The following is a 25,795-nucleotide window of genomic DNA, read 5'->3' on the forward strand; positions in this document are numbered from 1 at the left end:
AGCAAAACATGAAGAGGATGGCTGATGTATCGCACATTAAGCTGGCGCAATATTCCCAATGCGAGAACGTTGTTTGCCATGGTCTTCATGGCGGGGATCGGCTTAATCATCTCCATCGTCGCACTGCTCTATCTTTCCCTGCATCTTATCAGCACCAAAACCAACGAAATTGATGAACACCGTACGGCGCTTTCCGTGCAGGGGGCTATTCAGACCTCGGTTAATCGCGTCTCCTCGCTGGTGCTGGATAACGCCGTCTGGGACGATGCGGTGCGGGAGGCCTACCGTCCCACGCTCGATACCGACTGGTTGTATAACACCTGGGGTGCTGGCTTTAAAATCAATAACCTCTATGACGGGACCTTCATGCTGGATGAGCATTTCAATGTCATCTGGGGATCGTTTAAAAGTCAGCCCTTTCAGGAGACGAATCTCGATTTTTTCGGTAAGGGGCTGAAAGCCCTTATTGCTCAGCACGCGCGCGACTTATCAAGCGATAAAAATATCTATGCCGGGATCAGCAAAACACGCAGCGGCGTCGCTTTTGTGGGCATTGGGTTGATTCGCCCGATGGTCGGAAGATTACAGGTTACCGACGGAACACGCCGCTATCTGGTGATCACCCGTCATCTGAACGCCAGAATCTTATCCGACCTGGGAGCGACCTTTCAGATCGATAACCTTCACTTTACGCCGGAAAAAATTAACGAGCTGAGTATGCCGCTGCGCAGTTCGGCTGGGGAGCTGCTGGGCTATCTTAACTGGCAGGCGCGGCTTCCGGGGGCGCAGGCCGCCCGGGCGGCATCTTCTGATATCAGGCAGATTGTGGTGCTGGCATCGGCCCTGATCCTGCTCTTTATTCTGGTGAGCAGCGTGGGGCTGTACAAGCTTGCGCGAGGAGAAAGCCAGGCGCGTCTGGTTGCCAGAACGGACTGGCTAAGCCACTTGCCTAACCGGCGTGCGCTCATCGAGGCGCTGGATCGGGTGCGTTTACGCGGTGATACCGACGTCAAAAGCGTGGTGTTTATCGATCTCGATGGTTTTAAGGATGTGAATGATATCTATGGTCACAGCGTGGGGGACGATCTCATCGTGGCGATTGCAAAAACGCTGAGTGAACGCGTGCCGCCGGGCGGGATGCTGGCGCGGATGGGCGGGGATGAATTTGCCATGACCATCGGCGGTGATGATGCAGAGGCGCTGGCTACCGCCTTTGCCGTTTCTGTGCTGGATTTTCTCACCACCCCGGTTCAACTGGGGGAACGCACCATCCATATCGGGGCCAGTATCGGTATCGCCAGCGGAACCCTGACTGAATGCAACAGCTCAGAACTGTTTCGCCGCGCCGATATTGCCATGTATCACGCCAAAATGAGCGGGAAAGGGCGTATTACCCACTATGATGCGGAGTTGAACAGCGTCCGGGAACGCAAGCTGGCGATTGAAAATCAGATTCGTGACGGTCTGGAACGCGATGAGTTTGATGTCTGGTATCAGCCGATTATTGACGCCCACAGCCAGACAATGAGCAGCGTCGAGGCGCTGGTCCGCTGGCCGCGTCGTCCGGACGGGCCGCTTGGGCCGGATATTTTTATCACCATCGCGGAGACCAGCGGTCTGATTTACAAGCTGGGCCAGTTTGTGTTGCAGCGGGCCTGCCAGGATCTGCAGCCGTACGGCGACTTAAAGCTCTCCGTAAATATCTCCCCCGCGCAATTTCGCGATCCCGCCTTTGAAGAAAAAGTGGCCAGCGTGCTGGAGACCACCCGTTTTCCGGCCCACCGATTGCAGCTTGAGGTCACGGAGTCCTATGTGCTGGAAAACCCTGAGCGTGCCCGCATGGCGATAGCCAATCTTAAAGCGCTGGGCACTGCGGTGGCGCTGGATGATTTTGGTACCGGTTATTCCAGCATTGGCTATTTGCGGCGTTTTAACTTCGACACCATCAAGATCGATAAATCCCTGGCCGGGCTGGTGGACCACGATGAACAGGCGGCCGCGCTGGTGAGCGGCACGGTGCGGATCGCCAATGCGCTGGGCATGGCGGTGGTGGCAGAAGGGGTGGAAACCGAGAAGCAAATGAAACTGCTGCGGCTGGCTGGCTGCGATCAACTGCAGGGTTTTTGGTTCAGCCAGCCGATGCCGATTGAGTCGGTCAGAGCGTTACGTAAGGTTAGACGCTGCTGATTTACTGCTGCGCCAGCGCTTCCAGCTTGTCGCGAAAACCGGTCACGGACAAGGCCCGGTTATCGGCGCGCCAGCGGTCTTTCGCCGCCGGGGCAGAGCTCTGCACACCGATCAGCTGCCAGCCGTTTTCCGTTTTCAACATCAGCGGTGAGCCGCTATCGCCCGGTAACGTATCGCACTGATGGGAGAGCACGCTGGTTTGCGCCCAGCCCGTCACAATACAGTCGGTATGCGTATAAAGCGTATCCAGATGATCGACAGGATAGCCCGATTGCGTCACCTTCCGGTCGGCGGCTTTCAGCGCGGCGGTGAGTGCGGCTTTGTCGCCCTCAAATAACGGCAGCGGCGTAATGCCTGAAGGCGGGTAGCGTAAAACGATCAGGCCAAAGTCCCATGAGGCAGCCCCCGGCGGCACGATCCAGCCGTCACCATCCGGTTTCAGGCGTTTGCCAAGAGAGGGATCAACCCGACCTTCAATGCCGTGGATTTCATAGCGCCAGGTCCCTTTTTGCGACACAAACCGCAGGGCAACCGCTTTATCCGGCTTGCCGTTTGGTGGGGTTAACAGACAGTGGCCTGCCGTCAGGGCAAGCTGCGGGGTGATCAACGTCGCAGTACATAAGTTACCGCTGGCGGTTTCCAGTTGACCTATAGCATCCCAGGGGGCCTGAGTGGGATCGGCGACGCGCGTGCGATCGTCATGACCGAAAAAAAGCGTCTTTAGCTCTTTCGCGCTAATGGTGTCATCACCGCCATCATCCGCATGTGAAAATCCAGAAAAAAGACCAAACGTTCCCAGTAACAACACAACAGATTTACGCATATCACACTCTGGTGGGGGTAATTATGATTATTAAAAGTGAACCCTATGAAAATACTATAGACGGGACAGCGCTAAAGTGGGAGTAAAATCAGCGTGCTACAATCAGGAAAGATAAAAATGGCTGGCGATGAGCGCGCATAAAATAAGCAGGATCAGAATCAGCTCAAACCGATAGCGTCGCAGCATACGCCCTCCGGATAAAAAAAACGGCGCGGAACCTGTTCCGGTTCGGCGCCGGTTTACCAACGTGCCCCGAAGGGCACGGTTTAGCTTGTACTCTTACGCAGCTGGCTGTGCAGCTGGTTTAGCAGCTTCGTGTTTTACTGCTTTTTTGTGATGCTTTTTAGCAGCCTGAGCTTTCTGCTCTACAGCCGGTTTAGCGGCTTTTTTGTGGTGATGCTTTTTAGCAGCCTGAGCTTTTTGCTCTACAGCCGGTTTAGCGGCTTTTTTGTGGTGGTGCTTTTTGGCAGCCTGAGCTTTCTGCTCGGTTGGTGCTGCGGTTGCAGGTGCAGCGGCTTCTTTTTTCGCTGCAGCTTTGTGATGTTTCTTATGGTGAACCGCTTTTGCTGGGGCAGCGGTGGTGGTTGCAGCAGGTGCGGCAGCCGGTGCAGCAGTTGCGGTAGTGTCAGCAGCAAATGCAGCAGAAGACAGACCCATAGCAGCGGCAACAACCAGAGCTAATACTTTATTCATTCTCATACCCTCGAATTTGGTTTTTCATTTAACCCCACTGCGGGGCCGTTGAAATAACTATATCCCTGTAAATTCGAGGTTTCCGTGAGTGATTGGTATCGGCGTGTAACCATATGTACATTGCCGGGGTTCTGCACGAACGACTCCCTCTCCCTTGAGGGAGAGGGCTGGGGTGAGGGGGGACATACGGCTGTGGAGGTCATTCCGTTCACTTTATGTTCCTTGCTACTCTGTAGGGGCATAACCTGTGAACGTGCCATGGCGGCTCAATCGCCGCCGCCCTGGCAACCCGGGCTCCCGGCGGTAAATCGCCGCTGCGCGGTACCTTCGGCTTATTCCTTCCGGCTTATCGGGGACGGGCGGAGGTAACGTCCCTGTAAAGCCCGCCCTCTCGGCGCATCCATGCGCCTCGCCCCGGCCGGAAGGCAAACGCCTCAGCGATTTACAGCCGGACCAGGGCATCGCTGCGGGGAAATCATTACGCTTCGAAAATGTGTATCGCTTCTGCTTAAAAAATTTACTGGAGGTCCCTCACCCCCGGCCAAACAGATTACAAATAGCGCGAGGTCAGATGTTCGCGGAAGTAACGGATATTCAGATCCTCGCCCGTCGCCTGGGTGATTAACTGCGACGTGCTGAAGCGGCTGCCGTGCTGCCAGATGTTCTGGCGCAGCCAGTCAAACAGCGCCGAAAAATCACCTTCAGCGATCGATGTCTGCAGACCCGGAAGCGCCGTTTTCGCGGCATGGAACAGCTGCGCGGCATACATGGCTCCCAGCGTATAGGATGGGAAGTAACCAAAACCGCCGTCGGTCCAGTGGATATCCTGCATACAGCCGTTGCGGTAGTTGTCTTTGGTGGATAACCCGAGCCAGGCCTGCATTTTCTCGTCCCACAGGGTGGGAATATCGTCCACCTCGATCTCGCCGTTGATCAGCGCACGTTCAATCTCATAGCGCAGCACCACGTGTGCCGGATAGCTCACTTCGTCCGCATCGACGCGGATATAACCCGGCTTCACGCGCTGGTTCCAGGCAATAAAGTTCTCTTCGCTGAATGCCGCCTGGCTGCCAAAACGGGCGTGCACCGCAGGGAGGAGATGTTTGAGGAAGGCCTCACTGCGTCCCAGCTGCATTTCAAAGAACAGGCTCTGTGATTCATGGATCGCGGTTGAACGCGCCAGAGCAATTGGCTGTCCTGCCCACGCGCGCGGCAGGTTTTGTTCGTAGCGGGCATGTCCGGTTTCGTGGATCACCCCAAACAGCGCGCTGAGCAGTTCATCTTCGTCATAGCGCGTGGTGATACGCACGTCTTCCGGGACGCCGCCGCAGAACGGGTGCGCACTCACGTCCAGGCGGCCGCCGTTAAAATCGAAGCCAAGCATCTTCATGGCTTCCAGGCCCAGCTCACGCTGTGTTGCCGTCGGGAAGGGGCCCTGAGGGGGAACGAACGAGCGCTGAGCCTGTTTTTCCACCACGTTTGCCAGCAGGTCCGGTAGCCAGGACTTCATATCGCCGAACAGAATGTCCAGACGCGCGCTGGTCATGTCGGGTTCAAAAATATCCAGCAGTGCGTCGTAAGGCGTACAGCCTTTGGCTTCCGCCCGCAGGCGAGCCTCTTCGCGGCTGAGTTTGACTACCTCTTTCAGGTTGGCGGAAAAGCCTTTCCAGTCGTTGGCGGGACGCTGGGTACGCCAGGCGTGTTCACATTTACTGCCCGCCAGCGATTTGGCTTCCACCAGCGATTCGGGCAGCAGGGTCGCCTGCTGGTAGTGGCGCGTCATTTCGCGCAGGTTGGCCTGCTCGACGTCATTCAGATCTTCTCCTGCCGCTGCCGCTAACAGGTCACCGACTTTTTTATCGGTCAGGATCTGGTGCTGCAGGACGCTCATCTCCGCCAGCGCCTCGCCGCGCGCGGCGCTGCCGCCTGGCGGCATCATGGTGAACATGTCCCAGCTGGCGATGGAGGAGAGGTGCGAGAAGCGGGAGAGACGCTGGAAGGTGCGGGTGAGAGCCTGATAAGCCGATGTTTTTTCCATTCTTGTTCTTCCTTATCGTTTTGGGAGTGTTAAGGGAGTGTAACGTGATTCATGCACTTTTCATGCACTCATCTTACCCGCTCTGCAAAGGATAGTTATCTGAGGAGAAAGAAACTTAACAACAGGACGATTTTCGTAAGCTTGAAGATGCGTTATCCGGATACCGGACTCAGTTCGATATCGTATACTCGGTCATGCGCATACCACCGCGTCAAACCATGTGTATAAGACCAGATAACCATTGAAACAAATGCTTCTGGCTTTAAATAAGACCACAGTGATGCAGTGAAGGGATATTAAGCCCCTACATTGAGATTAGTAATTATCCCTCACCACTTCATCATACCGCTCAATGAATGTTAATTGCTTATTACTTCCGTTGTAACTATCAACCCATTTTTTTACTGCTTCATCGAATAGGAACAGGAAATCGGTATAGTTCAGATAGACTATACCATCATGTTGTTGAGTTGGATGTCCTCGCTTACAGATGGCAATACTAAGGCGACGCTCTCTACCTTGTGTGACTTTGTGCGAGTTAAGATTAGTCATATGGAGAAGCGAGTTTCTTAACTCATACAGTTCATCAGACGTAATCCCAAGGCTTTGTATGGTTGAATATGTATCAAGCCAATTCTGAAATACTTTTTTAGTGTTGCCGAACTCGATATAGGCGATTGTATCAATGAAAGACATCAACAACTTGAAGCTTGCAAGGTAATGCTTGTTGTTAAAAAGCAGCTTTATCGGCTTCATATGGTCATCGTTGAGTAGCTTGGCTATTTGAAAACCTTCTTCATTCATGTAACTATCAAGGTAATCAGGCAGAGTTTTCACACCCTCAATGTTATGGTTGGGCATATGCTTGTTTCTCAGTTGTTCCGATAAAGAGACCTGAACTTGGGGCTGTAATTTTCCGTGAATAACAGGCGTCACAATAGCTAAAGGAGAGGCGGGGGCATTTAAAGCCTCAAGGGCTAACTCAAATGGTAAGAGAGAATTGCCAATCCTTAAATTTGAGTTATACCTTGCAAGAGATAACTTGTTATCACCATCCAGAACTGCTGGATGGATATCATGAAATGAACGACAAGAAGCCAGGTCAGTTTCTAATCTGCGTTTTAGGAATTCAAGCTTCTCATTGTCATTTCCTTCCAGTTCGTGGGGGACGATTCCTGCATGAGTGATGAACAATCCATCGTGAGAAAAGTAAAAGATGTTATAGACAGTTTCTTTCATTTTCCACCTAACTCCTTATCTTGCATGGTTCTTAACCACTCATCATGACATTTATCACATAGCCATCTTTCCATATCGGGTTGGAGTGTGCCACATTTAGCTGTAGAGCCAGGCACGGGAACTCTGCAACCTGAAGGTTGAAGACGTAATTGTACTTTGGTGAAGTTGCTAAGATGTCCCATTTTGGATAGTCCTTTCAGATGTTCGATTGAGCAAGGTTACCTGCTGAAATAAAAAGTGAAAAGCCTGATAAGCAAGATTGAGAAAGTCACAAAACCATCAGAGTCAATTTTTTCATGTCATCATCCTTTACGCGCTTCAGCCTTAACAGCAGCAATATCCTTGATGCGTTGCAGTTTCTGCTGTTTTTCGTAACGGGCTACGTACCAGTCATCTAACAGCATCTCAATCATCTCAATCAGAAGATCAGCTTCATCAGCGCTTACATCTAAAATCAGGTTGATGTCCTTTTCCATGTGAGCGCCAATATTACCGATGCTTTTAACATCTAAAATTGCCTGCCATACAACAGGGTCAACCATATCCTCAATAGCAAAGATTTCTTGATGAAGATTGGGTTTACCTGTTACACCCCAAAAATCACGAATCATGCCTTGCAAACAACGCCTTGAGAGGGTGGCAGATGCCTTGGGTGAAAGGTCAGCAATGGAGCACGCTTCTCGGTAATCACTAATAATTGGCGTGGGTATGTACGATGGATATTTTTTAGCTCGTTCTTTTTGTTCTGACGGTATAATGCGTTTATATCGTGCAGTGTGGCTAACAGTGGTCAATTGCCCAAACAAATTAGCCAGTTCGTCTGTTCGTAAAAGAATTGATGCCTTCTTGCAGGATGGGTTAGGGCATGTTATGCCTTGCAGTTCATATTTTAAGAAACCATCAGAAGAATCGAGATTTAAGGCTGCTTTGACAATATCTTCATTTTTTATGACAGCGGCTGTATTGCAGTGAGGACATACCCAAGACATCGTAACTCTCCATAGCTGGTTTTCTCTCATTATATGCCACGATATTCGTGTTGTTTTCAATGTGATTTGCTCAAAAAAAAGTGGCCAGTTGGATAGTCGGATCACCCGATTTTTTGATACAAGGGGCGCGAAGCCCCTTATGAGTCAGTCGTAGAGCCACTTGCCTGCTTTTGCCGACTCTGCAAACATTCTTACGGTCAACGGGATGCGGTTTGCTTCAACTTCTTCCCGCTTCAGCTTAAACCAGCGATCTAACAATGGGGTATTCTGCCAGGGAAAATAACGAGACCAGTTCACACCAGACAAATCGACGTTGAACTCTTTTTCGTACCGGTTTAATGCGTCATGCAGGTCATCGCCCGGTGAATCGAATAAATCAGAATCCAGTTCCAGAGGAACTTCTTTCCAGTCGTTATCCAGATAACCAGGAATTTCATCCCGAAACATAAATAACACGTCGTCTACGATGCTCATTAGAATGATGTCCACGCTATGCGGTCTTTTGGTCGTGCAATCAAATTGTATTTCTCTTGCGTACGCGTTGAAACTCGATGAAGAGTCATTGCAAGCGAGGCCCATCCTAGCCAGGGGATGTAACGACCAATTACCGCTGCGAGTTTGTTAGTGGGCTGCATTCTGACTCCAACGGGAGTAGGAATTTTAATCCCGAAAGGGAGACGTGCGTCCCGTAAAATTATTCGGGCGTACTTTGAAACAACGCTTGTCCCCAGGGTTGCACCTTTAGGTTTAGCCCGAGTACCTAGCCATGGTTGTCCGCCCAAAATAGCCGCACCTGAAACGGCATCTATCCCCAACTCCATACAGAATTCTTCCAGAAAGATGATCTCAAGTAACTCCCCCGGAGTGACGTTTGAATGGCCTCTGTAGAAGTAGGTTCCGTTAATCTCTTCCGTAGTATCCATACCAGTACTCCAGTTACGCTGTCGCCCGTTCATTCCATGCGTCAGAGAAAATGATATTGCCGTCGTTATGTTTCCACGTAATTTTCTCATAGTGCAACTCAACCGTTTCGAGGTGGTTGTTATTATTGTCGCCCGGCGCGGCCATTGCAGGTGATACCGAAACAATCCGCACGCCTTCCAGAAGAATATTGAAGTACTCCGCTTCAAGACCCGCGTCATTAATCTTATAGAACTTGAGTTCGGCTTTTTGCAGAGCCTGACCTGTCGCGACCGCTTTATAGAGATAGGGCGATGAGTAATCGAATTCCTTTACGATCATCATTGGGGAGTGGATGCGTTTACCTGTAGGTTTACCCGTCAGGTTATCGGTTGGCGTCGAAAGATTATGGTGAAATCCCTTGAACTCAATGCTGTATTCCCTGTGCTGCACATCACAACCACCTTTAATCAGTGCACCACCATCATCGAACAACCACATATTGCCTGGAATAGCCATTTTAAAATCCCTCTTTTCTTAGGATGGAGGCGACAAGCTTACAAAGAGATGGAGGGATGATAAATGCACAAAATGGTTATAATTTATTGATTTTTCTTAATTTATAATTAATCGTAACTAACGTTAGAAACGATCCCCCGCACAATCACGCTCATGCGGGGGATAGCGTATGTTTATTTCAAACGCTGATGCAGGCTTCCCCCCACCAGCAGCGCCGCGCACAGCATCAGCGCGATAAACCCGCCCACGCCGTTCCAGCCGTAGTTATGCCAGAACACGCCGCCGAGCGTCCCGGCGATGCTGGACCCCAGGTAATAGCTAAACAGATAAAGAGACGATGCCTGACCTTTGGCGCGACGCGCGCGCGGACCAATCCAGCTGCTGGCGACCGAGTGGGCGGCGAAGAACCCCGCGGAGAAGAGCAGCATGCCGGCAAAAATCAGCCACAGGGAGGAGAAGAGCGTCAGCAGCAGGCCGACCAGCATCACCGCCGTGAAGAACAGCATGACCGGGCCGCGTCCATAGCGTGCGGTCATCGCCCCGGCCTTCGGAGAACTCCACGTACCGGTCAAATAAGCAACCGAGAGTAAACCGACAATCGCCTGGCTCAGATGCCATGGCGAGAGCATCAGGCGGTAGCCAATATAGTTGAACAGCGTGACGAAGGAGCCCATCAGCAGGAAGCCGACCAGAAACAGGCGCGGCAGCCCTTTGTCACGCCAGTGCAGGCGGAAGTTGATAAACAGCGTTTTTGGGCGCAAAGAGGTCGGGCGGAAATGACGCGATTCCGGCAGAATTTTCCAGAACATCAGGGCTGATGCCAGCGCAAAACACCCGATGACCGCCAGCGCAATACGCCAGCTAAAGAAGTCCGTAAAGACCCCGCTCAGCAGGCGTCCGCTCATTCCGCCAATCGAGTTCCCGCTGATGTAAAGCCCCATAGAGAAGGCAACAAAGCTCGGGTGAATCTCCTCGCTGAGATAGGTCATCCCGACCGCCGCCACGCCGCTGAGCGAGAGCCCAATCAGCGCGCGCATCACCAGAATACCGTGCCAGCTGGTCATCATGGTCGAGAGTAACGTGCAGACCGACGCCAGCATCAGCGCGGTCACCATCACCTGTTTACGGCCAATGGCGTCGGACAGCGGCCCGGTAAAGAGCAGGCCAATCGCCAGCATGCCGGTAGAAATAGAGAGTGAAACGCTGCTGCTGGCAGGCGATACGCCAAATTCATGCGAGAGAACGGGCAGGATCGGCTGAACGCAATAGAGCAGGGCGAAGGTCGCCAGACCGGCGGAAAAGAGCGCCAGCGTGACGCGCATAAATTGGGGGGTACCACGTTTAATGAACTGGACCGGCTGCGGTGCTGCGGGTAAATCATTGATATCTCTTGCCGGATCGATATCAATAGTAGTTGTACGACTCACACAGTTTCCTTGCTTAAACATCCCCGTGATTTCTGGTGACGGGTATGACCACCTCTTCAGGGTAGGAAAATGTAAATATTCTGTCTAATATATTAATAATCTCAAATGATACTTTAAAAATATGAATATCGAGCTGCGTCATCTCCGCTACTTTGTCGCCGTCGCCGAAGAGCTGCATTTTGGCCGCGCGGCGGCACGGCTGAATATCTCTCAGCCCCCGTTAAGCCAGCAGATTCAGATCCTGGAGCAGCAGGTTGGGGCGCGCCTTCTGGCCCGTACCAACCGCAGCGTGAGCCTGACGGCGGCGGGCAAGCAGTTCCTGAACGACAGCCGACAAATTCTGAGCATGGTCGAGGACGCCGCCGCCCGGGCAGAACGGCTCTATCTCGGGGAAGCCGGAGAGCTGCGGATCGGGTTTACCTCGTCGGCACCGTTTATCAGTGCCGTCTCGGAGACCCTTTCGTCATTCCGCCGCCATTTCCCGGATGTTCATATTCAGACGCGCGAGATCAATACCCGCGAGCAGATTGCGCCGCTGAATGAAGGTTCCCTGGATCTGGGACTGATGCGTAACACCCAGCTGCCGGATACGCTGGCGTGGGAGGTGATCCTGCGCGAGCCGCTGATGGCCATGATCCCACACGATCACCCGCTGGCGTCGCGTCCGGCGGTTTCGCTGGCAGAGCTGGCAAAAGAGCCGTTTGTCTTTTTTGACCCGCAGGTCGGAACGGGTCTGTATGACGATATCCTGGGGCTGATGCGCCGCTACGATCTTGCCCCGGTCATTACTCAGGAAGTCGGGGAAGCGATGACCATTATCGGTCTGGTCGCCGCCGGGCTGGGCGTGTCTATTCTTCCGGCCTCCTTTAAACGGGTCCAGTTGCGCGAAATGCGCTGGGTGACCATTGCCGAAGAGGATGCCGTTTCTGAAATGTGGCTGGTCTGGTCAAAACACCGCGAGCAGAGCCATGCCGCACAGCGCTTCAAGCAGCAGTTAATAAGCGCCTCTGCCGGGCGGCATTTCCAGGGAAAAGGGGGCAAAAATGTGCGGTAAATCACATGGCTAAGTAAATATTTGACGGCAGCCATGCAAGTGCTTCACCATAGCAAACAGTTTATTTCGAAGCTCGAAAATAAGGGAGTACGAGGTGGTTGCTGATAGTCAGCCAGGGCATATCGATCAGATTAAGCAGACCAACGCTGGCGCGGTGTATCGCCTGATTGATCAGCTTGGTCCGGTTTCGCGTATCGATCTTTCGCGCCTGGCACAACTGGCACCTGCCAGTATCACCAAGATTGTCCGCGAGATGCTGGAAGCGCACCTGGTTCAGGAGACGGAAATTCAGGAGCCGGGCAGCCGTGGCCGTCCGGCAGTCGGGCTGGTGGTTGAGACGGAAGCATGGCACTACCTGTCACTGCGCATCAGCCGCGGCGAGATCTTCCTTGCGCTGCGCGATTTGAGCAGCAAGCTGGTGGTAGAGGACCGCCTTGAACTGCCGCTCAACGCGGAGGAACCGCTCCTCGACGCGATTGTCTCGCACATCGATCGCTTCTTTATTCGCCATCAGCAGCGGCTTGAACGCTTAACGGCGATTGCCATCACCATGCCGGGCATTATTGATACCGAAAATGGTATTGTTCACCGCATGCCGTTTTACGACGATGTCAAAGAGATGCCGCTGGGCGAAGTGCTGAAAAACCATACCGGCGTACCGGTCTATATTCAGCATGACATCAGCGCCTGGACGATGGCGGAGGCGCTGTTCGGCGCGTCCCGCGGCGCGCGGGATGTGATTCAGGTGGTCATCGACCATAACGTCGGGGCGGGGGTGATTACCGACGGACGTCTTCTCCACGCCGGAAGCAGCAGCCTGGTGGAAATTGGCCACACCCAGGTCGACCCGTACGGTAAGCGCTGCTACTGCGGCAACCACGGCTGTCTGGAGACCATTGCCAGCGTGGAAAGCGTGCTGGAGCTGGCGCAGGTCAGGCTCAGCCAGTCCATGAGCTCCTCGCTGCACGGACAACCCCTTACGGTGGATTCTCTCTGCGCCGCCGCGCGTCAGGGGGATCTGCTGGCGAAGGACATCATTACCGGGGTGGGGAATAACGTTGGCCGCATTCTGGCGATCATGGTGAACCTCTTCAACCCGCAAAAAATCCTCATTGGCTCACCGCTCAGCCAGGCGGCGGAGATCCTCTTCCCGGCGATTACGGCCTGTATTCAGCAGCAGTCGCTTCCCGCCTACAGCCGGAACATTGCGGTAGAAAGCACCCAGTTTTCCAACCAGGGTACGATGGCTGGCGCGGCGCTGGTCAAAGATGCCATGTATAACGGCTCGCTGTTGATCCGCCTGTTACAGGGTTAACTCTTTTCCGCAGATGTAAGAAAAATTGCGCTATCTCAAGCCGGGTAGCGCATGCATCCCGTAGACTTCCTCCACTGAATTATTTACCTGGTTTATATTTTCGAAGCATACCCAAGAGGTGGAGTGAGTCATGCTTAAGCGTTTCTTTGTTACTGGTACAGATACCTCTGTCGGCAAGACCGTCGTATCCCGCGCATTGCTGCAGGCGCTGGCAGCAAGCGGTAAACGCGTGGCAGGGTACAAACCGGTCGCAAAAGGGAGTAAAGAGACGCCAGAGGGATTGCGCAATAAAGACGCCCTGGTGCTGCAAAGCGTCTCGTCACTGGAGTTGCCCTATCACGCGGTCAATCCCATCGCGTTAAGCGAAGAGGAGAGCAGCGTAGCGCACAGCGGCCTGATTAATTACCCCCTGTTGTCCGACGGCCTGGCGAACCTGAGCGAGAAGGTTGACCACGTGGTAGTTGAAGGGACGGGCGGCTGGCGCAGCCTGATGAATGATTTGCGCCCGCTGTCTGAATGGGTTGTGCAGGAGCAGCTTCCGGTGGTGATGGTGGTGGGTATCCAGGAAGGGTGCATCAACCACGCGCTGCTGACGGCGCAGGCGATAGCCAATGACGGCCTGCCGCTGGTTGGCTGGGTAGCAAACCGCATTAACCCGGGCCTGGCGCACTACGCGGAGATCATCGACGTGCTGAGCACCAAACTGCCCGGACCGCTGGTGGGCGAGCTGCCTTATCTGCCACGCGCCGAGCAGCGCGAGCTAGCGCAGTACATCGATCTCTCTGCCCTCGGTGGCGTGTTGACCGTAGACAGAGTCGTGGCGTAACGTCCGCGACAATACGGACGCCAGCACGCAGGCGACCAGCAGGCCGGGCAGTAAAAAATACTGTCCGGTCATTTCACAGACCATCAGCGCCGACATAATGGGCGCGTGCGTGGTTGCGGCAAGTAGCGTTGCCATTCCTGCCAGCCCCAGCAGAATCGCCGTTTCAGAACCCGGCAGCCACAGCGCGAACAGCTGCGCGAACAGCATCCCCGTTGCCATACCGACAAACAGCGTGGGCGTAAACACCCCGCCCGGCGCGCCCGATCCGCTGCTCGCCAGTACCGCCAGCAATTTGCAGATAAACACCCCGGCAATCACCGACAGCAGCGGCGGCGCGAGCAGAAAAGCCTGAACCACGCTGTAGCCATTCCCCCACACCTTCGGCGTCAGAAGAGACAGCAGCCCGACGATCGCACCGCCCAGCGCTAATTGCCACGGCGGCGAAAGCTTGAGGCGCAGGAAAAGACCGTGGCTGAACGCCATCAGCCACATCAGCAGCGGCCCGCAGAGACCCGCCACCAGCCCCATCGCGACCAGCAGGGCATAATCGGCCGCGGTGAGGATGCCGCTCAGATGGACCGCGTAGAGCGTGCCGGTACCCGGCGCCAGAAGCTGCGTGGTGAGAAGCGCCACCACCGCCGCGATAACCACGGGCCCGAGCGAGGCCAGCATCAGGGTGCCAAACAGAATCTCAGCGATGAACAGGCTTCCGGCTAAGGGAGCATGGTAGGCGCTGGCCATCCCGGCGGCGGCACCGCAGGCTATCCATAATTTCCACTCGGATTTGGGCGTAAAGCGCCGGGCGAAAAGGGAGGCGGCGAGGGCGGCAAGCAGGATCATCGCCCCTTCACGCCCGATGGCGCTTCCGCTGGCAACGACCAGCAGTGAGGCGAGGGATTTAACCAGGCTGGCTCCGTAGTCAAACTGGCCGTCACCGGTCTCCAGCGCTTCCATGTAGTCGGTGGGGGCATGAGGCCGCTGCGCGGTCAGACGCTGCCATCCCCACAGCAGCAGCCCGGCGGCCAGACCACCCAGCGCAGGCGTCAGCGCGCGCCGCCAGGGGGAGAGCGACGCGGCGGCATTCACCAGGCTGCCGCTGTCGTTGCTGAGAAGCAGCCACTCCAGCAGGTACATGCTGTGGCGGAACACCGCCACGGCCAGCGCGGCCAGCACGCCGGTAACGGTAGCAATCAGCAGTCGGCGAAACATCGCGCGGATGTCGGGGTACGTATGAAGACGTTGCATGAGTCGCGAGTCAACGGGAAAGATACAATATTGTGGCGGCAAATCGCGGGGTTAGCAAAAGGTATGCGTGCGAAAAAGCCGGGCGATGCCCGGCCTGAAAGGTTAGCTCTCGCTATGAATATTCAGCGCCCGGCGCGTACGCCCTGAACTGAGATACTCGGCAATATAGTCCTGAGAAATCTCGCCGTTGTAGCGCCCGTCCTCATCCACGATCGGCATCCAGCTGGTGTTGCTCTCATACAGGCGTGACAGCACCACGCGTAGGTTGTCTTCCGCTTTACCGGTCATGCGGAACGGATGCAGGATGTCGGCGCAGGTCCCGCTGGCGTTTCGCGCTTCGCGACGCTTCACAAAGCCCAGCGGTTTGCCGTGCTCGTCGACCACCGTAATGGCACGAATGTCATTATCATCCATGGTCGCAAAGGCTTCAGGGAGCGGCGTAGAGCCCCGCACCGTAATGGTCGGCTGCTGGTCGGTGACGTCGCCCGCCGAGACCAGCAGCAGACGCTTCAGGGTGCGGTCCTGACCGACAAACGAGCCGACAAACTCGTTCGCCGGTTTCGCCAGCAGTTCATCCGGGCTGGCGCACTGCACGATTTTCCCCTGACGGAATACCGCGATACGGTCGCCGAGCTTGAGGGCTTCGTCGATATCGTGGCTCACCAGCATGACGGTTTTTTTCAGCTTGCGCTGCATCTCCAGGAACTGGTTCTGGATCACCTCGCGGTTGATCGGGTCCACCGCGCCGAAGGGTTCATCCATCAGCAGTACCGGAGGATCCGCCGCCAGGGCGCGGATCACGCCGATACGCTGCTGCTGGCCGCCGGACATCTCGCGCGGGTAGCGGTTGAGGAATTTATGCGGATCCAGCGCCACCATATCCATCAGCTCTTCGGCACGGGTTTTACAGCGTGCTTTATCCCAGCCCAGCATGCGCGGCACGACGGTAATGTTCTCTTCGATGGTCATGTTCGGGAACAGGCCAATCTGCTGGATCACGTAGCCGATGTTGCGGCGCAGGGTGACGGTGTCCATCCCGCTGGTGTCTTCGCCGTTAATCAGGATTGTCCCGCTGCTGGGGGTAATGAGGCGGTTAATCATCTTCAGGGTGGTGGTCTTCCCGCAGCCGGACGGGCCGAGCAGGACGCACATTTCCCCTTCGGGCACGTTCAGGTTGACGTTATCCACGGCCTTAAAGGTCTGGCCGTGCTTCTGTGAAAAGTGTTTGGTGAGGTTTTCCAGTTTTATCATTATCGAATCCCCTTTGGAGTCAGAACCACCTGCAGACGGTGCAGCAGCCAGTCGAGCACAATCGCTAAAAGACAAATCATCAGCGCGCCCGCAATCAACATGCGGATATCGCTTCCGCCGATGCCGTTGAGCAGCAGCAGGCCCAGGCCGCCCGCGCCGATCACCGCGGCAATCGCCATCACGCCGATGTTCATCACCACGGCGGTACGGATGCCGCCGAAAATCACCGGCAGCGCCATCGGGATTTCGACCCAGCGCAGGCGCTGCCAGAAGGTCATGCCGATGCCGCGCCCGGCTTCACGCAGGCCCGGCGGCAGGCTGTCGAGCGCGGTATGGGTGTTACGCACAATCGGCAGCAGCGAGTAGAGAAACACCGCCGTGATCGCGGGCAGGGCACCAATCCCCTGACCGATCAGCGAAAACAGCGGGATCATCAGGCCAAACAGGGCGATAGACGGAATGGTCAGCACGATGGTGGCTATCCCCAGCACCGGCGTTGCCAGCCACCTGTGGCGGACAATCAGAATGCCCAGCGGTACGCCGATGATGATGGCTAAACCCACGGCCAGCGCCACCAGCCACAGATGCTGCAGCGTCAGGGTTAAGAGGTAATCCCAGTTGTCCAGAATGTAGTGAATCGTCTCCATAGCGCCTCCTACAGCAGCTGTTTGCTACGCAGGAAATCGCGGGCGACCTGCTGCGGTGACTGATGGTCGATATCCACCTTTTTGTTCAGCTCGGTGATAACGTCGTTGTTGAGCTGGGCCGAGAGGGTGTTGAGCGCCTCTTCCAGGCCGGGGTTGGCCTCCAGCGTGTCCTTACGCACCACCGGGGTGACCGCATAGCTTGGGAAGAAGCCTTTATCGTCTTCCAGCACCTTGAGGTCGAAGCCCTTCACGCGACCATCGGTGGTATAAATCAGCCCGGCGTCAACGAAGCCGTCGCGCACGGCGTTATAGACCAGGCCGGGGTCCATCTGACGGATCTGCGGGCGGTCCAGCTCCATCTTATAGGCCGCCTGAAGTGGCTTCATGCCGTCGCTGCGCCCGGCAAACTCCAGGTCTAAGCCCAGCAGCCAGTTCTTATCCGGGTTGGTTTTACGGATCTGCTCAATCTTCGCCACCATCTCCGACATGGTGTTGATGTGTTCCGCCTCGGCGCGCTTGCGCTGCATGGCGAAAGCATAGGTGTTGTTCATATCGGCGGGCTTGAGCCAGACCAGACCGTGCTTCGCGTCCAGGCGTTTCACCGTCTCCCAGGACTCCTCTGGCGACATGCGCTTGTTGATGTGGTTAAAGATGATCAGCGACGTGCCGGTGTACTCCCAGGTCATATCAATCTGCTTGTTGATCATTGCGTTACGGGAAATCACCGTGGCGATATTGGTTTGCGGCTGAACCTGGAATCCTTTCTTTTGCAGGTACTGCACGGTCATCGCCGAGAGAATGTGCTGCTCGGTAAAGCTCTTGGTCGCCAGAATCAGCGGGGCCGCCATCGCCTGGCTGGTGAACAGCGCCGCGGCACACAGCGCCGTCAGGCCGGAAAACAGTCTCATAAAAGCTCCTTGTTATTGTTATCGAGCGAGATGTGGACTCATCACGCGACCCAGCGCCGCCAGCAGGGTATCGAGGATCAGGGCGAACAGGGCGGTGGCCGCCGCGCCGAGGATCAGGGTCGGGAAATCGTTCAGGTAAATACCGGGGAAAATCAGCTCGCCGTAGCTGCTGGCGCCAATCAGGAATGCCAGCGGCGCGGTACCGACGTTAATGGCGGTGGCGATGCGGATCCCCGAGAGCATGACCGGCCAGGCGGCAGGCAGCTCAACCTGACGCAGACGCTGCCATTTGGTCATCCCGATGCCGTTTGCCGCTTCCAGCAACGACGGCGGGACTGAGCACAGCCCGGCGTAGGTGTTACGCACGATCGGCAGCAGCGAGGCGAGGAACAGGGCGATGATGGCGGGCGTATCGCCAATGCCAATCACCACCATCGCCAGCGCCAGAACGGCCAGCGGCGGCAGCGTGTTGCCGACGTTGAAGAGTTGCATCACATATTCGGCGATACCCCGCGCTGCCGGGCGGCTCAGCAGAATACCGGCTGGAATACCCACCAGCAGGGCAAAAAACATCGACGAGAAAACCAGAATCATATGCTGTTGCCCGAGATAGATCAGGTCAACCTGACGCGCCTTTATCGTCTCCATCCCGATACCCCAGACGAGGAGGGCGAGGACCACAATAATGGCGCCGACAAACAGCAGCGAACGTTTGAGTAATGGGTGCATTGCGGTGTGTCTCCCTGTGCGCATGCGTTATAGCAACCACCGGTTGCCTGTTGTTATGCCATGTTTCGGCAGGGGTATTTCACCTATAGCAAGCGTTTGGGAAGGGTTCCAGCGAAGGGTTAAAATCAGTAACCCTATGAAAACAGTGATAACCTCGGGTTAAGCCTTATGGCGTAAGGGCTGATTGAGGAAGAGGCAGAATAGTCCTAAAGACGAGAAGTGAAAGTGACGTTGTCACTAATAATGGCCGCACCTCTGTCGGTGCGGCAGTGCATTTACGCTGTTTTGTGCGCTTTTGATCTCCATTCCTGCCAGATGTTTTCAAGACCCTGCCGGTATGAAGTGACGGGAAAGTCGGGAAAATGCCGCTTAAACTTCGTCGAATCAAACAGGTTATCAACGTCGTATCTGGGCAACAGCTCCCGCATTTCGCGCGCGCCCTGCGAAAACAGCGCCGTCGCGGCGAAGGCCAGCTCGCCCAGCACGGCGTAGTCCGCCTTCTGGCCGAAGATATCGCAGGCGAGGGTAACAAACTGTTGATACGTCAGCCTTTCATCGCAGCAGGGCAAATGCCACGTCTGCCCGTATGCCTCAGGCGTATTGCCCAGCCGGGCAAGCGCGCGACTGGCATCCGGCGTCCAGATGAGGGTGCGAAGCGTATCGTCACGTACCGGAACGCGCGGGCGTTTGTGCTGCTTCAGCCTGTCGATAATGAGCATATTCGTGAAGCTCTGCGTTCGCTCAGGCCCGTAGAACTCCGGGGCCCGACCAATGAGGACGGGAATGTCGCCCCGCTGCATTTCGGCAAGCACCCGGTTGGCCATCAGCGCACGCACGTTGCCTTTCCGTCCCCGGGGCGCAAAGCGCGTCTCTTCAGTTTGTGGCACATCACTCTGGGGGTACATGTAAGTATTGTCAAAATAGACGAATCTTGCGCCAGCCTTTCGCGTGGCCTCCAGGGCATTGTCCAGCATGGTTGGGAACTGACGCTCCCACAGCGCGGAATCAGGCGGCAGACCGGCGGTAAAATAGACTGTGTCGCTGCCTTTAACCGCCTCCTGCGTCTGCTGCGCATCCAGAAGATTGGCCGCAACCGTGATATCGCTGGTGTGGACTTTCTGCGGATGGCGGCTGACCAGCCTGATATCGTCGGTATAGGCGCGTTTTAATTCGCGGGTCAGTTCACGGGCGATTTGCCCGCTGGCACCCAGAATAGTTTGCATATGAGCTCCCTGATGAGATGACGATCCGGTTGACCGTATAAAAAGTTTAAGCTTAAAGTTAACTTTAAGGTCAAGGCGTAAGAGCAGATGAAATGAAAATTGGCGAGCTGTCGAAAATGACGGGTATTTCCCCGTCGCGTATTCGGTTTTATGAGGCGGAAGGTTTACTGCCGCGTCCTGTCAGGCAGGGGAACGGCTACCGGTCGTATTCTCAAGAGACGGCAGCGCTGCTGAACATCATCGACAGCGCGCAACGTACCGGGTTCTCACTCGAGCAAATACGCCGCTTTCTGCCGCAGCCGCAACAGCGCTGGGATCATGAGGGACTGATCCAGTCCCTGAAGACGCGTATTGCCGAAATAGAAGCGATGCAAAAGCAGCTTGAGGAAAACCGCAGGGAATTGCTGACGCTGGTCGCGAGTATCACCAACCGGCCGGAGGGGATCTCCTGCGACGACAACATGCAGCGCCTGCTGGGGCAGTTGCAACACTCAGACGGTAGCGCGAACCCGTCGAACCCGCGTCGAGACGGTGATAATTGAAACGATAGCGATCACGGCAAGCATCAGTCCGAGCGCCAGCATGGCGTTAAACCCGATCCACCTGAACAGCAGCAGCCCTGCGATACCGCCCGTAATAAACGAAAACAGGGTGGTTAAGTGGGTTTTCAGCTGACTTTTTTGCGCCGCCGTATCTTTGGAGTAATCCCTGCGCAGCATCGCCACCATTACGGAGGCCAGGGAAATTCCCGCGTCCGTTAGCGTGCCGGTAATGTGCGTCGATCTCACCCGTCCACCGGAAAGCTGCGTGGAGGTGGAGTTGTGAATGCCCATCAGGCCGCACAGGAAAAGAATAATCTCGCGGTTGCTGGTGAGGGCATGAAAATACATCTCGTAGAAGGAGACGCCGGTCAGCAATATCCCCTCGACAAACAGGATCTGGCAAAAAACCAGCCTGACGTTATGGATAATGCCCCATATTACAATCATGCGGGCAAGAATGGCGCCTGTGACAAAGGAGAGAATAATCGAGCCGAAAAAAATGATATCGCTCAGGTCAGTGGAAGAGACTTCGCTGGATAACTGTGAGGTGTTGCCGGTCATATGTGAGGGGAAAAAACCGAATGCCCCGAGGGCGATGGCATTCAGCAAACCTGCCGAGGTCGCCAGCCAGAGAGCGAGCCGGCGATCCTCCTTATGCGTTCGTTCTTTCTTGAGTCTAATCAGCAAGAATACCTCCGGGTTGAGCTTTGCCTGAATAGTCAGGCTAGCAAAGCGGTGCAACGGGCTGTCCAGGATATAGCTTAATTATTATTCCCTCTGACGGCTTTCAGGGTTAAGTAATTAAATAAAATATCCTTGCTCAAGCCAGGGGCGTGAAGACTTTACACCATGCCGTTATTGCCGTGACGCAAAAACGCCGGGCGCTGGTTAAGACGCTCGAACCAGGCCTCAATGGCGGGCACGTCTGGCTTATCAAACGGCGTCATTTTCCAGCGATTCACCGACAGCCCAAGCACCACGTCCGCGAGGGTAAACGTCTCGCCTGCCGCAAAGGCGCCGGTGCGCTGCAGCTGGTTTTCCAGAATGGTGATGCAGTGGTTCCACTCTTTTATTCCCGCCGCAATGCGCTCAGGGTCGTTAAAGTCCGGGTTTTTACGCCCCAGCGCCGGGAAAACATAGCGCCAGGCGTTATTGAATTCGGTTGCCTGCCAGTCCATCCAGCGCTCAACGTTGGCGCAGGCCTGCGGTTCTGCGGGCAGCAGATCGTGACGTCCGGCCTTGCGCGCCAGATAACGGCAAATGGAATTGGACTCCCACAGCACGAAATCGTCATCGATCAGCACCGGCACCATGGCGTTGGGGTTCAGGGCGCGGAAGGCATCCGTTTCCGTTGAGGCAAAACCGCTGCCGTAATCTTCCTGTTGATACGCGAGGCCTGCTTCTTCACAGGTCCAGAGTACTTTACGCACGTTGATGGAGGTGGTTTTGCCGAGGATGTTAATCATGCCGCCGCTTCTCTTCAGAGTGATGAATCGTTTAAAAACAATACACCAGTGGTGAAGAAAAGCGTCAACAAATCATCCGGCGAGTGATTTGTGACGACGCGAAAGCAGAAGCGTCAATACAACCGCGCCCAGGAGCAACATGCCGCCCAATGCAAACGTGCTCTGCCAGCCGAGATGGTCGAATACGAGGCCACCGGCCGTTGAACCCAGCGCAATAGAAAGCTGGATCACGGCGACCATTAACCCGCCACCGGCTTCGGCATCTTGCGGCAGCGTTCGCGCAATCCATGTCCACCATCCCGTTGGCGCCGCCGTCGCCAGCATCCCCCAGAAGCCTAACAGCAGGGCAACGATCCACACGCTGTGACCGGTCAGTATCAATACGCCTGCAATGACGGCCATCAGCAGGGGAATAGCGATTAACGTCAGGTAAAACGCGGCGTTCAGGACCAGAGCAACGAACAGTGTGCCAACAAAACCCGCGACGCCGATGGTGAGTAAAATCAGCGATAGGCCGGAGGGGCTGACCTGCGTGACGGTTTCGAGAAACGGACGCACATAGGTAAACAGCGCAAACTGTCCCATAAAGAACAGGCCGCAGGCCAGCAGACCGATGGAAACCACCGGCTGGCGGAATAACCCAAAGACGGATGCACGTGACGCTGTATTTTTATTGCCGTTCATATCGGGCAGGTTAAAGCATTGCCAGAGGAACGCCACTATCGCCACGGGAACCAGGCACAGGAAGGCGCCGCGCCAGCCAATGGTGGCGCCGAGATAGCTCCCGAGCGGGGCGGCGACTACCGTCGCCAGCGCATTCCCCCCGTTGAATATCGCCAGCGCGCGAGAGACCTGATGCTGCGGAACGAGGCGAATGGCCGTTGCGGCAGACATGGACCAGAACCCGCCTATAGCGATACCTATCAGCGCGCGGCCGGTCATGTAAACCAGATAGTTTTGGGCGAAAGCGATAATCATCCCCGAGAGCGCCATCAGGAGCGTCATGCCCAGCAGAAGGTGTTTGCGGTTCATATTCCCGGCAAGCCGGGAAAGGAAGAGGCTGGTCAGAACCGCCAGCGCGCCGGAGATGGCGATCCCCTGGCCAGCGAGCCCCTCCGTAACGCCCAGATCTCTGGCAAGAGGGGTAAGCAGGCTGACGGGCATAAATTCCGAAGCAATCAGGACGAATACGCACAGGGTCATGGCAAAAATACCGCCCCAGTGCGCGCGTTCATCATTCTGTGAGGTGGCAGGGTTCAGAGTGGACATAGTCATCTTTCACGAAGGGCCGCCCGCTCAACACGGGCGGCGGAGAGGTTTATTTCAGGCTGGTTTTGAAGAACTGTTCAAACTGGCCGAACGGGATCTTCCCGGCAGCATTGTCGTAGAGATCGACATGGTTTGCGCCCGGAACAATCACCAGTTCCTTCTGCTTGCTGCCGACCGCTTTAAACGCATCCTCCGCAAAGTAGCGGGAGTGCGCTTTTTCACCGGTGACGATAAGCGTCGGGATAGTAATTTCCCCGGCGTAGCTCAGCAGCGGCATATTCATAAAGGATAATGGCGTGGTTGCGGTCCACGCGCCGGTGGAGTTGACGGAACGCGCGTGGAAGCCACGCGGCATGCGGTAGTAGTCATAGAACTCCTTCAGTACCGGATGCGGGTCTGCTGGCAGCGTCTCTGGCAGAATACGTTCAGCCGCCGTCACCTTGCCGTTCTCATCGACATAAATGTCATGGCCGCCGTGCGCGAAGGTACCGTTCTCAGCATCTTTCCAGCGCTGTGCGTTCAGATACTGCAGAACGGCACGGCGGTCAGACGTTGAATAGCGATCTTTCCCGTCGCCCACGCCGTGGCTCATCGCCCGGCTCATGTCGTACATCACGCTGGTGGCGACCGCTTTCACGCGGGTGTCCATGGAGGCCGCATTCAGTGCCATACCGCCCCAGCCGCAGATGCCGAGAATACCGATGCGGTTACGATCAACCTCTTTCTGTAACCCCAGAAAATCCACCGCCGCGCTAAAGTCTTCGGTGTTGATATCCGGAGACGCAACGTTGCGCGGCTGGCCACCGCTTTCGCCCGTATAGGACGGATCGAACGCCAGGGTCACAAACCCATTCTCCGCCAGGGTCTGCGCATACAGGCCGCTGGACTGCTCTTTGACCGCGCCAAACGGCCCGCTGACCGCAATCGCCGCCAGCTTGCGGTCACCGCGGCTTTTAGGAAGATACAGATCGCCTACCAGGGTGATTCCGTACCGGTTCTGGAAGGACACCTTACGGTGATCGACTTTGTCACTTTCGGCGAAGGTTTTATCCCATGTGGTCACCATCGAAACGGGTGCGTTTGGGTTGGTGGTTTCTGCATAACTCATTGTTGTCACTCCACTTAATGATGCGCATAGCAGCATCGCAACGGACAGTTTTTGGGTGAATGTTTTCATGAAAATAGACCCTGTGGTGTTGTGTTGCGGACATTATAGTTAGCAGAAATAGTGCTGATTAGAGGCCGAAAGCTGCTAGGATTCATATCATATTGTTATAAATTGGGGGCGTGATGGCGAAGCGGGAAAACTACAATGAGCTGTACCTGTTTATGCAGGTGGTACGGGAGGGGAGCTTCACGGCGGCTGCGCAGCGGCTTGGGCTGGCGCAATCCGGGATCAGCCGCTCGGTTCGCGAGCTGGAGGAGCGGTTGGGCGTTCAGCTTCTGGTCCGCACCACGCGCAAGCTGTCGCTAACCCACGCCGGGGAACAGCTTTACCGGACCGCCGAGTCCGCGTTCGATACGCTCGATACGGGCCTGGCGACCCTGGCACACTATCGTCAGACGCCGTCCGGCACGGTGCGTATTAATGCCAGCCAGCACGCTATCGACAAATGTCTGCTGCCAAAGCTCGCCATTTTTAAACAGCGTTACCCGGACATCAGGCTGGAACTGATGAATGAAAGCCGCTTCGTCGACATTATCGCCGAGCGGTTCGATGCGGGTGTCAGACTGGGGCCGGAAGTGGGGCAGGGAATGATTGCAGTGCGTATCACGCCTAATATGGAAATGGCCGCAGTGGCTGCCCCGGAACACTTCAGACGCTACGGTTTTCCCCAGACGCCTGCGGATTTAGTGGCGCATCCGTGCATTGCCTACCAGCTTGCCGACGGTAGTGACTATCAGTGGGAGCTGGTGCAGGACGGGAAAAAAATCACCCATCGGCCAGAGGGGCAATGGGCGCTGTCTGACAGCTACATGGAAGCCGAAGCCGCCAGGCTGGGGCTTGGGCTGGCCTATGTCCCGGTGGAGCTGGTGGCTGACGATCTGGAGCGCGGAACGCTTATCCGGGTGTTGCAGCGCTATAGCCTGCGCATGGACGGGCTGTACCTCTATTATCCGCACCGCAACGTGTCGCCTGCGCTTAGAGCGGTGATTGATACGCTTAAAATTTAGGGCGGCGTTGACATTCTGGAAGGCGCCTCGCAAACCGCAAATTAACCGCGTGAAATTCAGGGTTATGTCTTTTCTTCGACCGATCGGGGTCGTAAAGTGCCTGCGTTGCGGCACATCCGCAATCGGGCGTAGGAACCCGCATCTACAGAGCGATATTTATATGTCGCGACAGCGCCGATCTCGTTAAAATTGCGGTGGCGCTGACGGAGCAGCCGCAAGGCTGGCCGTTTTCTCTGTGGGCGGTATTCCTACCTCTGTCAGCGCTACCCCCTCGAGCGTAGGAACTCATCGGGTGGTTCACCCAAATTTATACACGGAGGATGCCTTACC

Annotated in this window: 26 protein-coding genes; 6 read left to right on the forward strand and 20 right to left on the reverse strand. The window is 55.6% G+C overall.

Features of this window, described 5'->3' with window-relative positions; translation table 11 throughout:
• The first annotated feature begins 24 nt into the window (after positions 1 to 24).
• Positions 25 to 2,187 carry a bifunctional diguanylate cyclase/phosphodiesterase gene (locus tag AC4IC4_RS10180; protein ID WP_491472660.1) on the forward strand — a complete coding sequence of 721 codons (2,163 nt, stop codon included), beginning with the start codon at positions 25 to 27 and terminating at the stop codon, positions 2,185 to 2,187.
• 1 nt (position 2,188) lies between these two features.
• Here AC4IC4_RS10180 and AC4IC4_RS10185 read toward each other — a convergent pair whose 3' ends face one another.
• The 10 genes from AC4IC4_RS10185 to AC4IC4_RS10230 form a co-directional block, all read right to left on the reverse strand.
• On the reverse strand, positions 2,189 to 3,010 hold the full coding sequence (locus AC4IC4_RS10185) for a trypsin-like serine peptidase (RefSeq protein ID WP_024909142.1): 822 nt from the start codon (positions 3,008 to 3,010) through the stop codon (positions 2,189 to 2,191).
• Positions 3,011 to 3,112: 102 nt separating this feature from the next.
• Positions 3,113 to 3,196, reverse strand: a complete 84-nt coding sequence (gene ydgU, locus AC4IC4_RS10190) for a small membrane protein YdgU (RefSeq protein WP_021241182.1) — start codon at positions 3,194 to 3,196, stop codon at positions 3,113 to 3,115.
• A 93-nt stretch (positions 3,197 to 3,289) separates the two neighbouring features.
• Positions 3,290 to 3,703, reverse strand: a complete 414-nt coding sequence (asr, locus tag AC4IC4_RS10195; protein ID WP_032651095.1) for an acid resistance repetitive basic protein Asr — start codon at positions 3,701 to 3,703, stop codon at positions 3,290 to 3,292.
• Between the two features lie 550 nt (positions 3,704 to 4,253).
• Positions 4,254 to 5,741: a carboxypeptidase M32 gene (locus AC4IC4_RS10200; RefSeq protein WP_491472661.1), complete on the reverse strand. Its 1,488-nt coding sequence runs from the start codon at positions 5,739 to 5,741 to the stop codon at positions 4,254 to 4,256.
• A gap of 315 nt (positions 5,742 to 6,056) precedes the next feature.
• The gene (locus tag AC4IC4_RS10205; protein ID WP_491472662.1) at positions 6,057 to 6,980 is read right to left on the reverse strand and encodes a hypothetical protein; all 924 of its coding nucleotides are present in this window, start codon (positions 6,978 to 6,980) and stop codon (positions 6,057 to 6,059) included.
• A 302-nt stretch (positions 6,981 to 7,282) separates the two neighbouring features.
• Positions 7,283 to 7,969: a DUF4145 domain-containing protein gene (locus tag AC4IC4_RS10210; RefSeq protein ID WP_491472663.1), complete on the reverse strand. Its 687-nt coding sequence runs from the start codon at positions 7,967 to 7,969 to the stop codon at positions 7,283 to 7,285.
• Positions 7,970 to 8,113: 144 nt separating this feature from the next.
• On the reverse strand, positions 8,114 to 8,443 hold the full coding sequence (locus AC4IC4_RS10215) for a DUF1493 family protein (RefSeq protein ID WP_491472664.1): 330 nt from the start codon (positions 8,441 to 8,443) through the stop codon (positions 8,114 to 8,116).
• The gene (locus AC4IC4_RS10220; RefSeq protein WP_157189051.1) at positions 8,443 to 8,892 is read right to left on the reverse strand and encodes an STM2901 family protein; all 450 of its coding nucleotides are present in this window, start codon (positions 8,890 to 8,892) and stop codon (positions 8,443 to 8,445) included. The genes AC4IC4_RS10215 and AC4IC4_RS10220 overlap by 1 nt, the downstream gene beginning before the upstream one ends.
• 13 nt (positions 8,893 to 8,905) lie before the next feature.
• Positions 8,906 to 9,388: an Hcp family type VI secretion system effector gene (locus AC4IC4_RS10225; protein ID WP_491472665.1), complete on the reverse strand. Its 483-nt coding sequence runs from the start codon at positions 9,386 to 9,388 to the stop codon at positions 8,906 to 8,908.
• A gap of 173 nt (positions 9,389 to 9,561) precedes the next feature.
• Entirely contained in the window at positions 9,562 to 10,815 is a 1,254-nt protein-coding gene (locus AC4IC4_RS10230) for an MFS transporter (protein WP_491472666.1), read from the reverse strand.
• A 121-nt stretch (positions 10,816 to 10,936) separates the two neighbouring features.
• Between AC4IC4_RS10230 and AC4IC4_RS10235 the strand changes: the two genes are divergently transcribed.
• From AC4IC4_RS10235 to bioD, 3 genes are all read left to right on the forward strand, one after another.
• Positions 10,937 to 11,869 carry a LysR family transcriptional regulator gene (locus AC4IC4_RS10235; protein WP_024909132.1) on the forward strand — a complete coding sequence of 311 codons (933 nt, stop codon included), beginning with the start codon at positions 10,937 to 10,939 and terminating at the stop codon, positions 11,867 to 11,869.
• A 94-nt stretch (positions 11,870 to 11,963) separates the two neighbouring features.
• A complete protein-coding gene (gene mlc, locus AC4IC4_RS10240) occupies positions 11,964 to 13,184 on the forward strand; it encodes a sugar metabolism global transcriptional regulator Mlc (protein ID WP_024909131.1) in 1,221 nt (406 codons plus the stop codon).
• A 130-nt stretch (positions 13,185 to 13,314) separates the two neighbouring features.
• Positions 13,315 to 14,010, forward strand: coding sequence for a dethiobiotin synthase (gene bioD / locus AC4IC4_RS10245; RefSeq protein ID WP_024909130.1), 696 nt, complete (start codon positions 13,315 to 13,317; stop codon positions 14,008 to 14,010).
• On the opposite strand, the gene clcB is transcribed toward bioD, so the two are convergent.
• From clcB to AC4IC4_RS10275, 6 genes are all read right to left on the reverse strand, one after another.
• Positions 13,945 to 15,255, reverse strand: coding sequence for a voltage-gated ClC-type chloride channel ClcB (gene clcB, locus AC4IC4_RS10250; RefSeq protein ID WP_157189054.1), 1,311 nt, complete (start codon positions 15,253 to 15,255; stop codon positions 13,945 to 13,947). The two genes, bioD and clcB, sit on opposite strands and share 66 nt — an antisense overlap.
• 102 nt (positions 15,256 to 15,357) lie before the next feature.
• Positions 15,358 to 16,506, reverse strand: a complete 1,149-nt coding sequence (gene osmV / locus AC4IC4_RS10255) for an osmoprotectant ABC transporter ATP-binding protein OsmV (protein WP_008502444.1) — start codon at positions 16,504 to 16,506, stop codon at positions 15,358 to 15,360.
• Positions 16,506 to 17,153: an osmoprotectant ABC transporter permease OsmW gene (osmW, locus tag AC4IC4_RS10260; protein ID WP_023311514.1), complete on the reverse strand. Its 648-nt coding sequence runs from the start codon at positions 17,151 to 17,153 to the stop codon at positions 16,506 to 16,508. Before osmW ends, osmV begins: the two co-directional genes overlap by 1 nt.
• 8 nt (positions 17,154 to 17,161) lie before the next feature.
• A complete protein-coding gene (osmX, locus tag AC4IC4_RS10265) occupies positions 17,162 to 18,061 on the reverse strand; it encodes an osmoprotectant ABC transporter substrate-binding protein OsmX (RefSeq protein WP_208763809.1) in 900 nt (299 codons plus the stop codon).
• Positions 18,062 to 18,079: 18 nt separating this feature from the next.
• Entirely contained in the window at positions 18,080 to 18,790 is a 711-nt protein-coding gene (gene osmY / locus AC4IC4_RS10270) for an osmoprotectant ABC transporter permease OsmY (RefSeq protein WP_024909126.1), read from the reverse strand.
• Between the two features lie 275 nt (positions 18,791 to 19,065).
• Positions 19,066 to 20,013, reverse strand: a complete 948-nt coding sequence (locus AC4IC4_RS10275; RefSeq protein WP_491472667.1) for an NAD-dependent epimerase/dehydratase family protein — start codon at positions 20,011 to 20,013, stop codon at positions 19,066 to 19,068.
• A 92-nt stretch (positions 20,014 to 20,105) separates the two neighbouring features.
• On the opposite strand from AC4IC4_RS10275, the gene AC4IC4_RS10280 reads away from it, so the two are divergent.
• Complete coding sequence (locus AC4IC4_RS10280; protein WP_491472668.1) at positions 20,106 to 20,555, forward strand: MerR family transcriptional regulator; 450 nt, start codon at positions 20,106 to 20,108, stop codon at positions 20,553 to 20,555.
• On the opposite strand, the gene AC4IC4_RS10285 is transcribed toward AC4IC4_RS10280, so the two are convergent.
• The 4 genes from AC4IC4_RS10285 to AC4IC4_RS10300 form a co-directional block, all read right to left on the reverse strand.
• Complete coding sequence (locus AC4IC4_RS10285) at positions 20,505 to 21,242, reverse strand: YoaK family protein (protein ID WP_491472669.1); 738 nt, start codon at positions 21,240 to 21,242, stop codon at positions 20,505 to 20,507. The two genes, AC4IC4_RS10280 and AC4IC4_RS10285, sit on opposite strands and share 51 nt — an antisense overlap.
• Positions 21,243 to 21,397: 155 nt before the next feature.
• Entirely contained in the window at positions 21,398 to 22,021 is a 624-nt protein-coding gene (locus AC4IC4_RS10290; protein WP_491472670.1) for a glutathione S-transferase family protein, read from the reverse strand.
• Between the two features lie 72 nt (positions 22,022 to 22,093).
• Complete coding sequence (locus tag AC4IC4_RS10295) at positions 22,094 to 23,290, reverse strand: MFS transporter (RefSeq protein WP_491472671.1); 1,197 nt, start codon at positions 23,288 to 23,290, stop codon at positions 22,094 to 22,096.
• 49 nt (positions 23,291 to 23,339) lie between these two features.
• On the reverse strand, positions 23,340 to 24,467 hold the full coding sequence (locus AC4IC4_RS10300) for an alpha/beta hydrolase (protein ID WP_491472672.1): 1,128 nt from the start codon (positions 24,465 to 24,467) through the stop codon (positions 23,340 to 23,342).
• Between the two features lie 113 nt (positions 24,468 to 24,580).
• On the opposite strand from AC4IC4_RS10300, the gene AC4IC4_RS10305 reads away from it, so the two are divergent.
• Positions 24,581 to 25,465, forward strand: a complete 885-nt coding sequence (locus tag AC4IC4_RS10305) for a LysR family transcriptional regulator (RefSeq protein WP_491472673.1) — start codon at positions 24,581 to 24,583, stop codon at positions 25,463 to 25,465.
• Positions 25,466 to 25,795 lie beyond the last annotated feature (330 nt).

This window comes from Enterobacter sp. Taxon_2 (genome assembly GCF_058355295.1).

What these genes read in the sequence shown, in the direction of transcription:
- AC4IC4_RS10180 (WP_491472660.1), top strand. Translation starts at nt 25, where the DNA reads ATGTATCGCACATTAAGCTGGCGCAATATTCCCAATGCGAGAACGTTG.
- AC4IC4_RS10185 (WP_024909142.1), bottom strand. Translation starts at nt 3,010, where the DNA reads ATGCGTAAATCTGTTGTGTTGTTACTGGGAACGTTTGGTCTTTTTTCT.
- ydgU (WP_021241182.1), bottom strand. Translation starts at nt 3,196, where the DNA reads ATGCTGCGACGCTATCGGTTTGAGCTGATTCTGATCCTGCTTATTTTA.
- asr (WP_032651095.1), bottom strand. Translation starts at nt 3,703, where the DNA reads ATGAATAAAGTATTAGCTCTGGTTGTTGCCGCTGCTATGGGTCTGTCT.
- AC4IC4_RS10200 (WP_491472661.1), bottom strand. Translation starts at nt 5,741, where the DNA reads ATGGAAAAAACATCGGCTTATCAGGCTCTCACCCGCACCTTCCAGCGT.
- AC4IC4_RS10205 (WP_491472662.1), bottom strand. Translation starts at nt 6,980, where the DNA reads ATGAAAGAAACTGTCTATAACATCTTTTACTTTTCTCACGATGGATTG.
- AC4IC4_RS10210 (WP_491472663.1), bottom strand. Translation starts at nt 7,969, where the DNA reads ATGTCTTGGGTATGTCCTCACTGCAATACAGCCGCTGTCATAAAAAAT.
- AC4IC4_RS10215 (WP_491472664.1), bottom strand. Translation starts at nt 8,443, where the DNA reads ATGAGCATCGTAGACGACGTGTTATTTATGTTTCGGGATGAAATTCCT.
- AC4IC4_RS10220 (WP_157189051.1), bottom strand. Translation starts at nt 8,892, where the DNA reads ATGGATACTACGGAAGAGATTAACGGAACCTACTTCTACAGAGGCCAT.
- AC4IC4_RS10225 (WP_491472665.1), bottom strand. Translation starts at nt 9,388, where the DNA reads ATGGCTATTCCAGGCAATATGTGGTTGTTCGATGATGGTGGTGCACTG.
- AC4IC4_RS10235 (WP_024909132.1), top strand. Translation starts at nt 10,937, where the DNA reads ATGAATATCGAGCTGCGTCATCTCCGCTACTTTGTCGCCGTCGCCGAA.
- bioD (WP_024909130.1), top strand. Translation starts at nt 13,315, where the DNA reads ATGCTTAAGCGTTTCTTTGTTACTGGTACAGATACCTCTGTCGGCAAG.
- clcB (WP_157189054.1), bottom strand. Translation starts at nt 15,255, where the DNA reads ATGCAACGTCTTCATACGTACCCCGACATCCGCGCGATGTTTCGCCGA.
- osmV (WP_008502444.1), bottom strand. Translation starts at nt 16,506, where the DNA reads ATGATAAAACTGGAAAACCTCACCAAACACTTTTCACAGAAGCACGGC.
- osmW (WP_023311514.1), bottom strand. Translation starts at nt 17,153, where the DNA reads ATGGAGACGATTCACTACATTCTGGACAACTGGGATTACCTCTTAACC.
- osmX (WP_208763809.1), bottom strand. Translation starts at nt 18,061, where the DNA reads ATGAGACTGTTTTCCGGCCTGACGGCGCTGTGTGCCGCGGCGCTGTTC.
- osmY (WP_024909126.1), bottom strand. Translation starts at nt 18,790, where the DNA reads ATGCACCCATTACTCAAACGTTCGCTGCTGTTTGTCGGCGCCATTATT.
- AC4IC4_RS10275 (WP_491472667.1), bottom strand. Translation starts at nt 20,013, where the DNA reads ATGCAAACTATTCTGGGTGCCAGCGGGCAAATCGCCCGTGAACTGACC.
- AC4IC4_RS10280 (WP_491472668.1), top strand. Translation starts at nt 20,106, where the DNA reads ATGAAAATTGGCGAGCTGTCGAAAATGACGGGTATTTCCCCGTCGCGT.
- AC4IC4_RS10290 (WP_491472670.1), bottom strand. Translation starts at nt 22,021, where the DNA reads ATGATTAACATCCTCGGCAAAACCACCTCCATCAACGTGCGTAAAGTA.
- AC4IC4_RS10295 (WP_491472671.1), bottom strand. Translation starts at nt 23,290, where the DNA reads ATGTCCACTCTGAACCCTGCCACCTCACAGAATGATGAACGCGCGCAC.
- AC4IC4_RS10300 (WP_491472672.1), bottom strand. Translation starts at nt 24,467, where the DNA reads ATGAAAACATTCACCCAAAAACTGTCCGTTGCGATGCTGCTATGCGCA.
- AC4IC4_RS10305 (WP_491472673.1), top strand. Translation starts at nt 24,581, where the DNA reads ATGGCGAAGCGGGAAAACTACAATGAGCTGTACCTGTTTATGCAGGTG.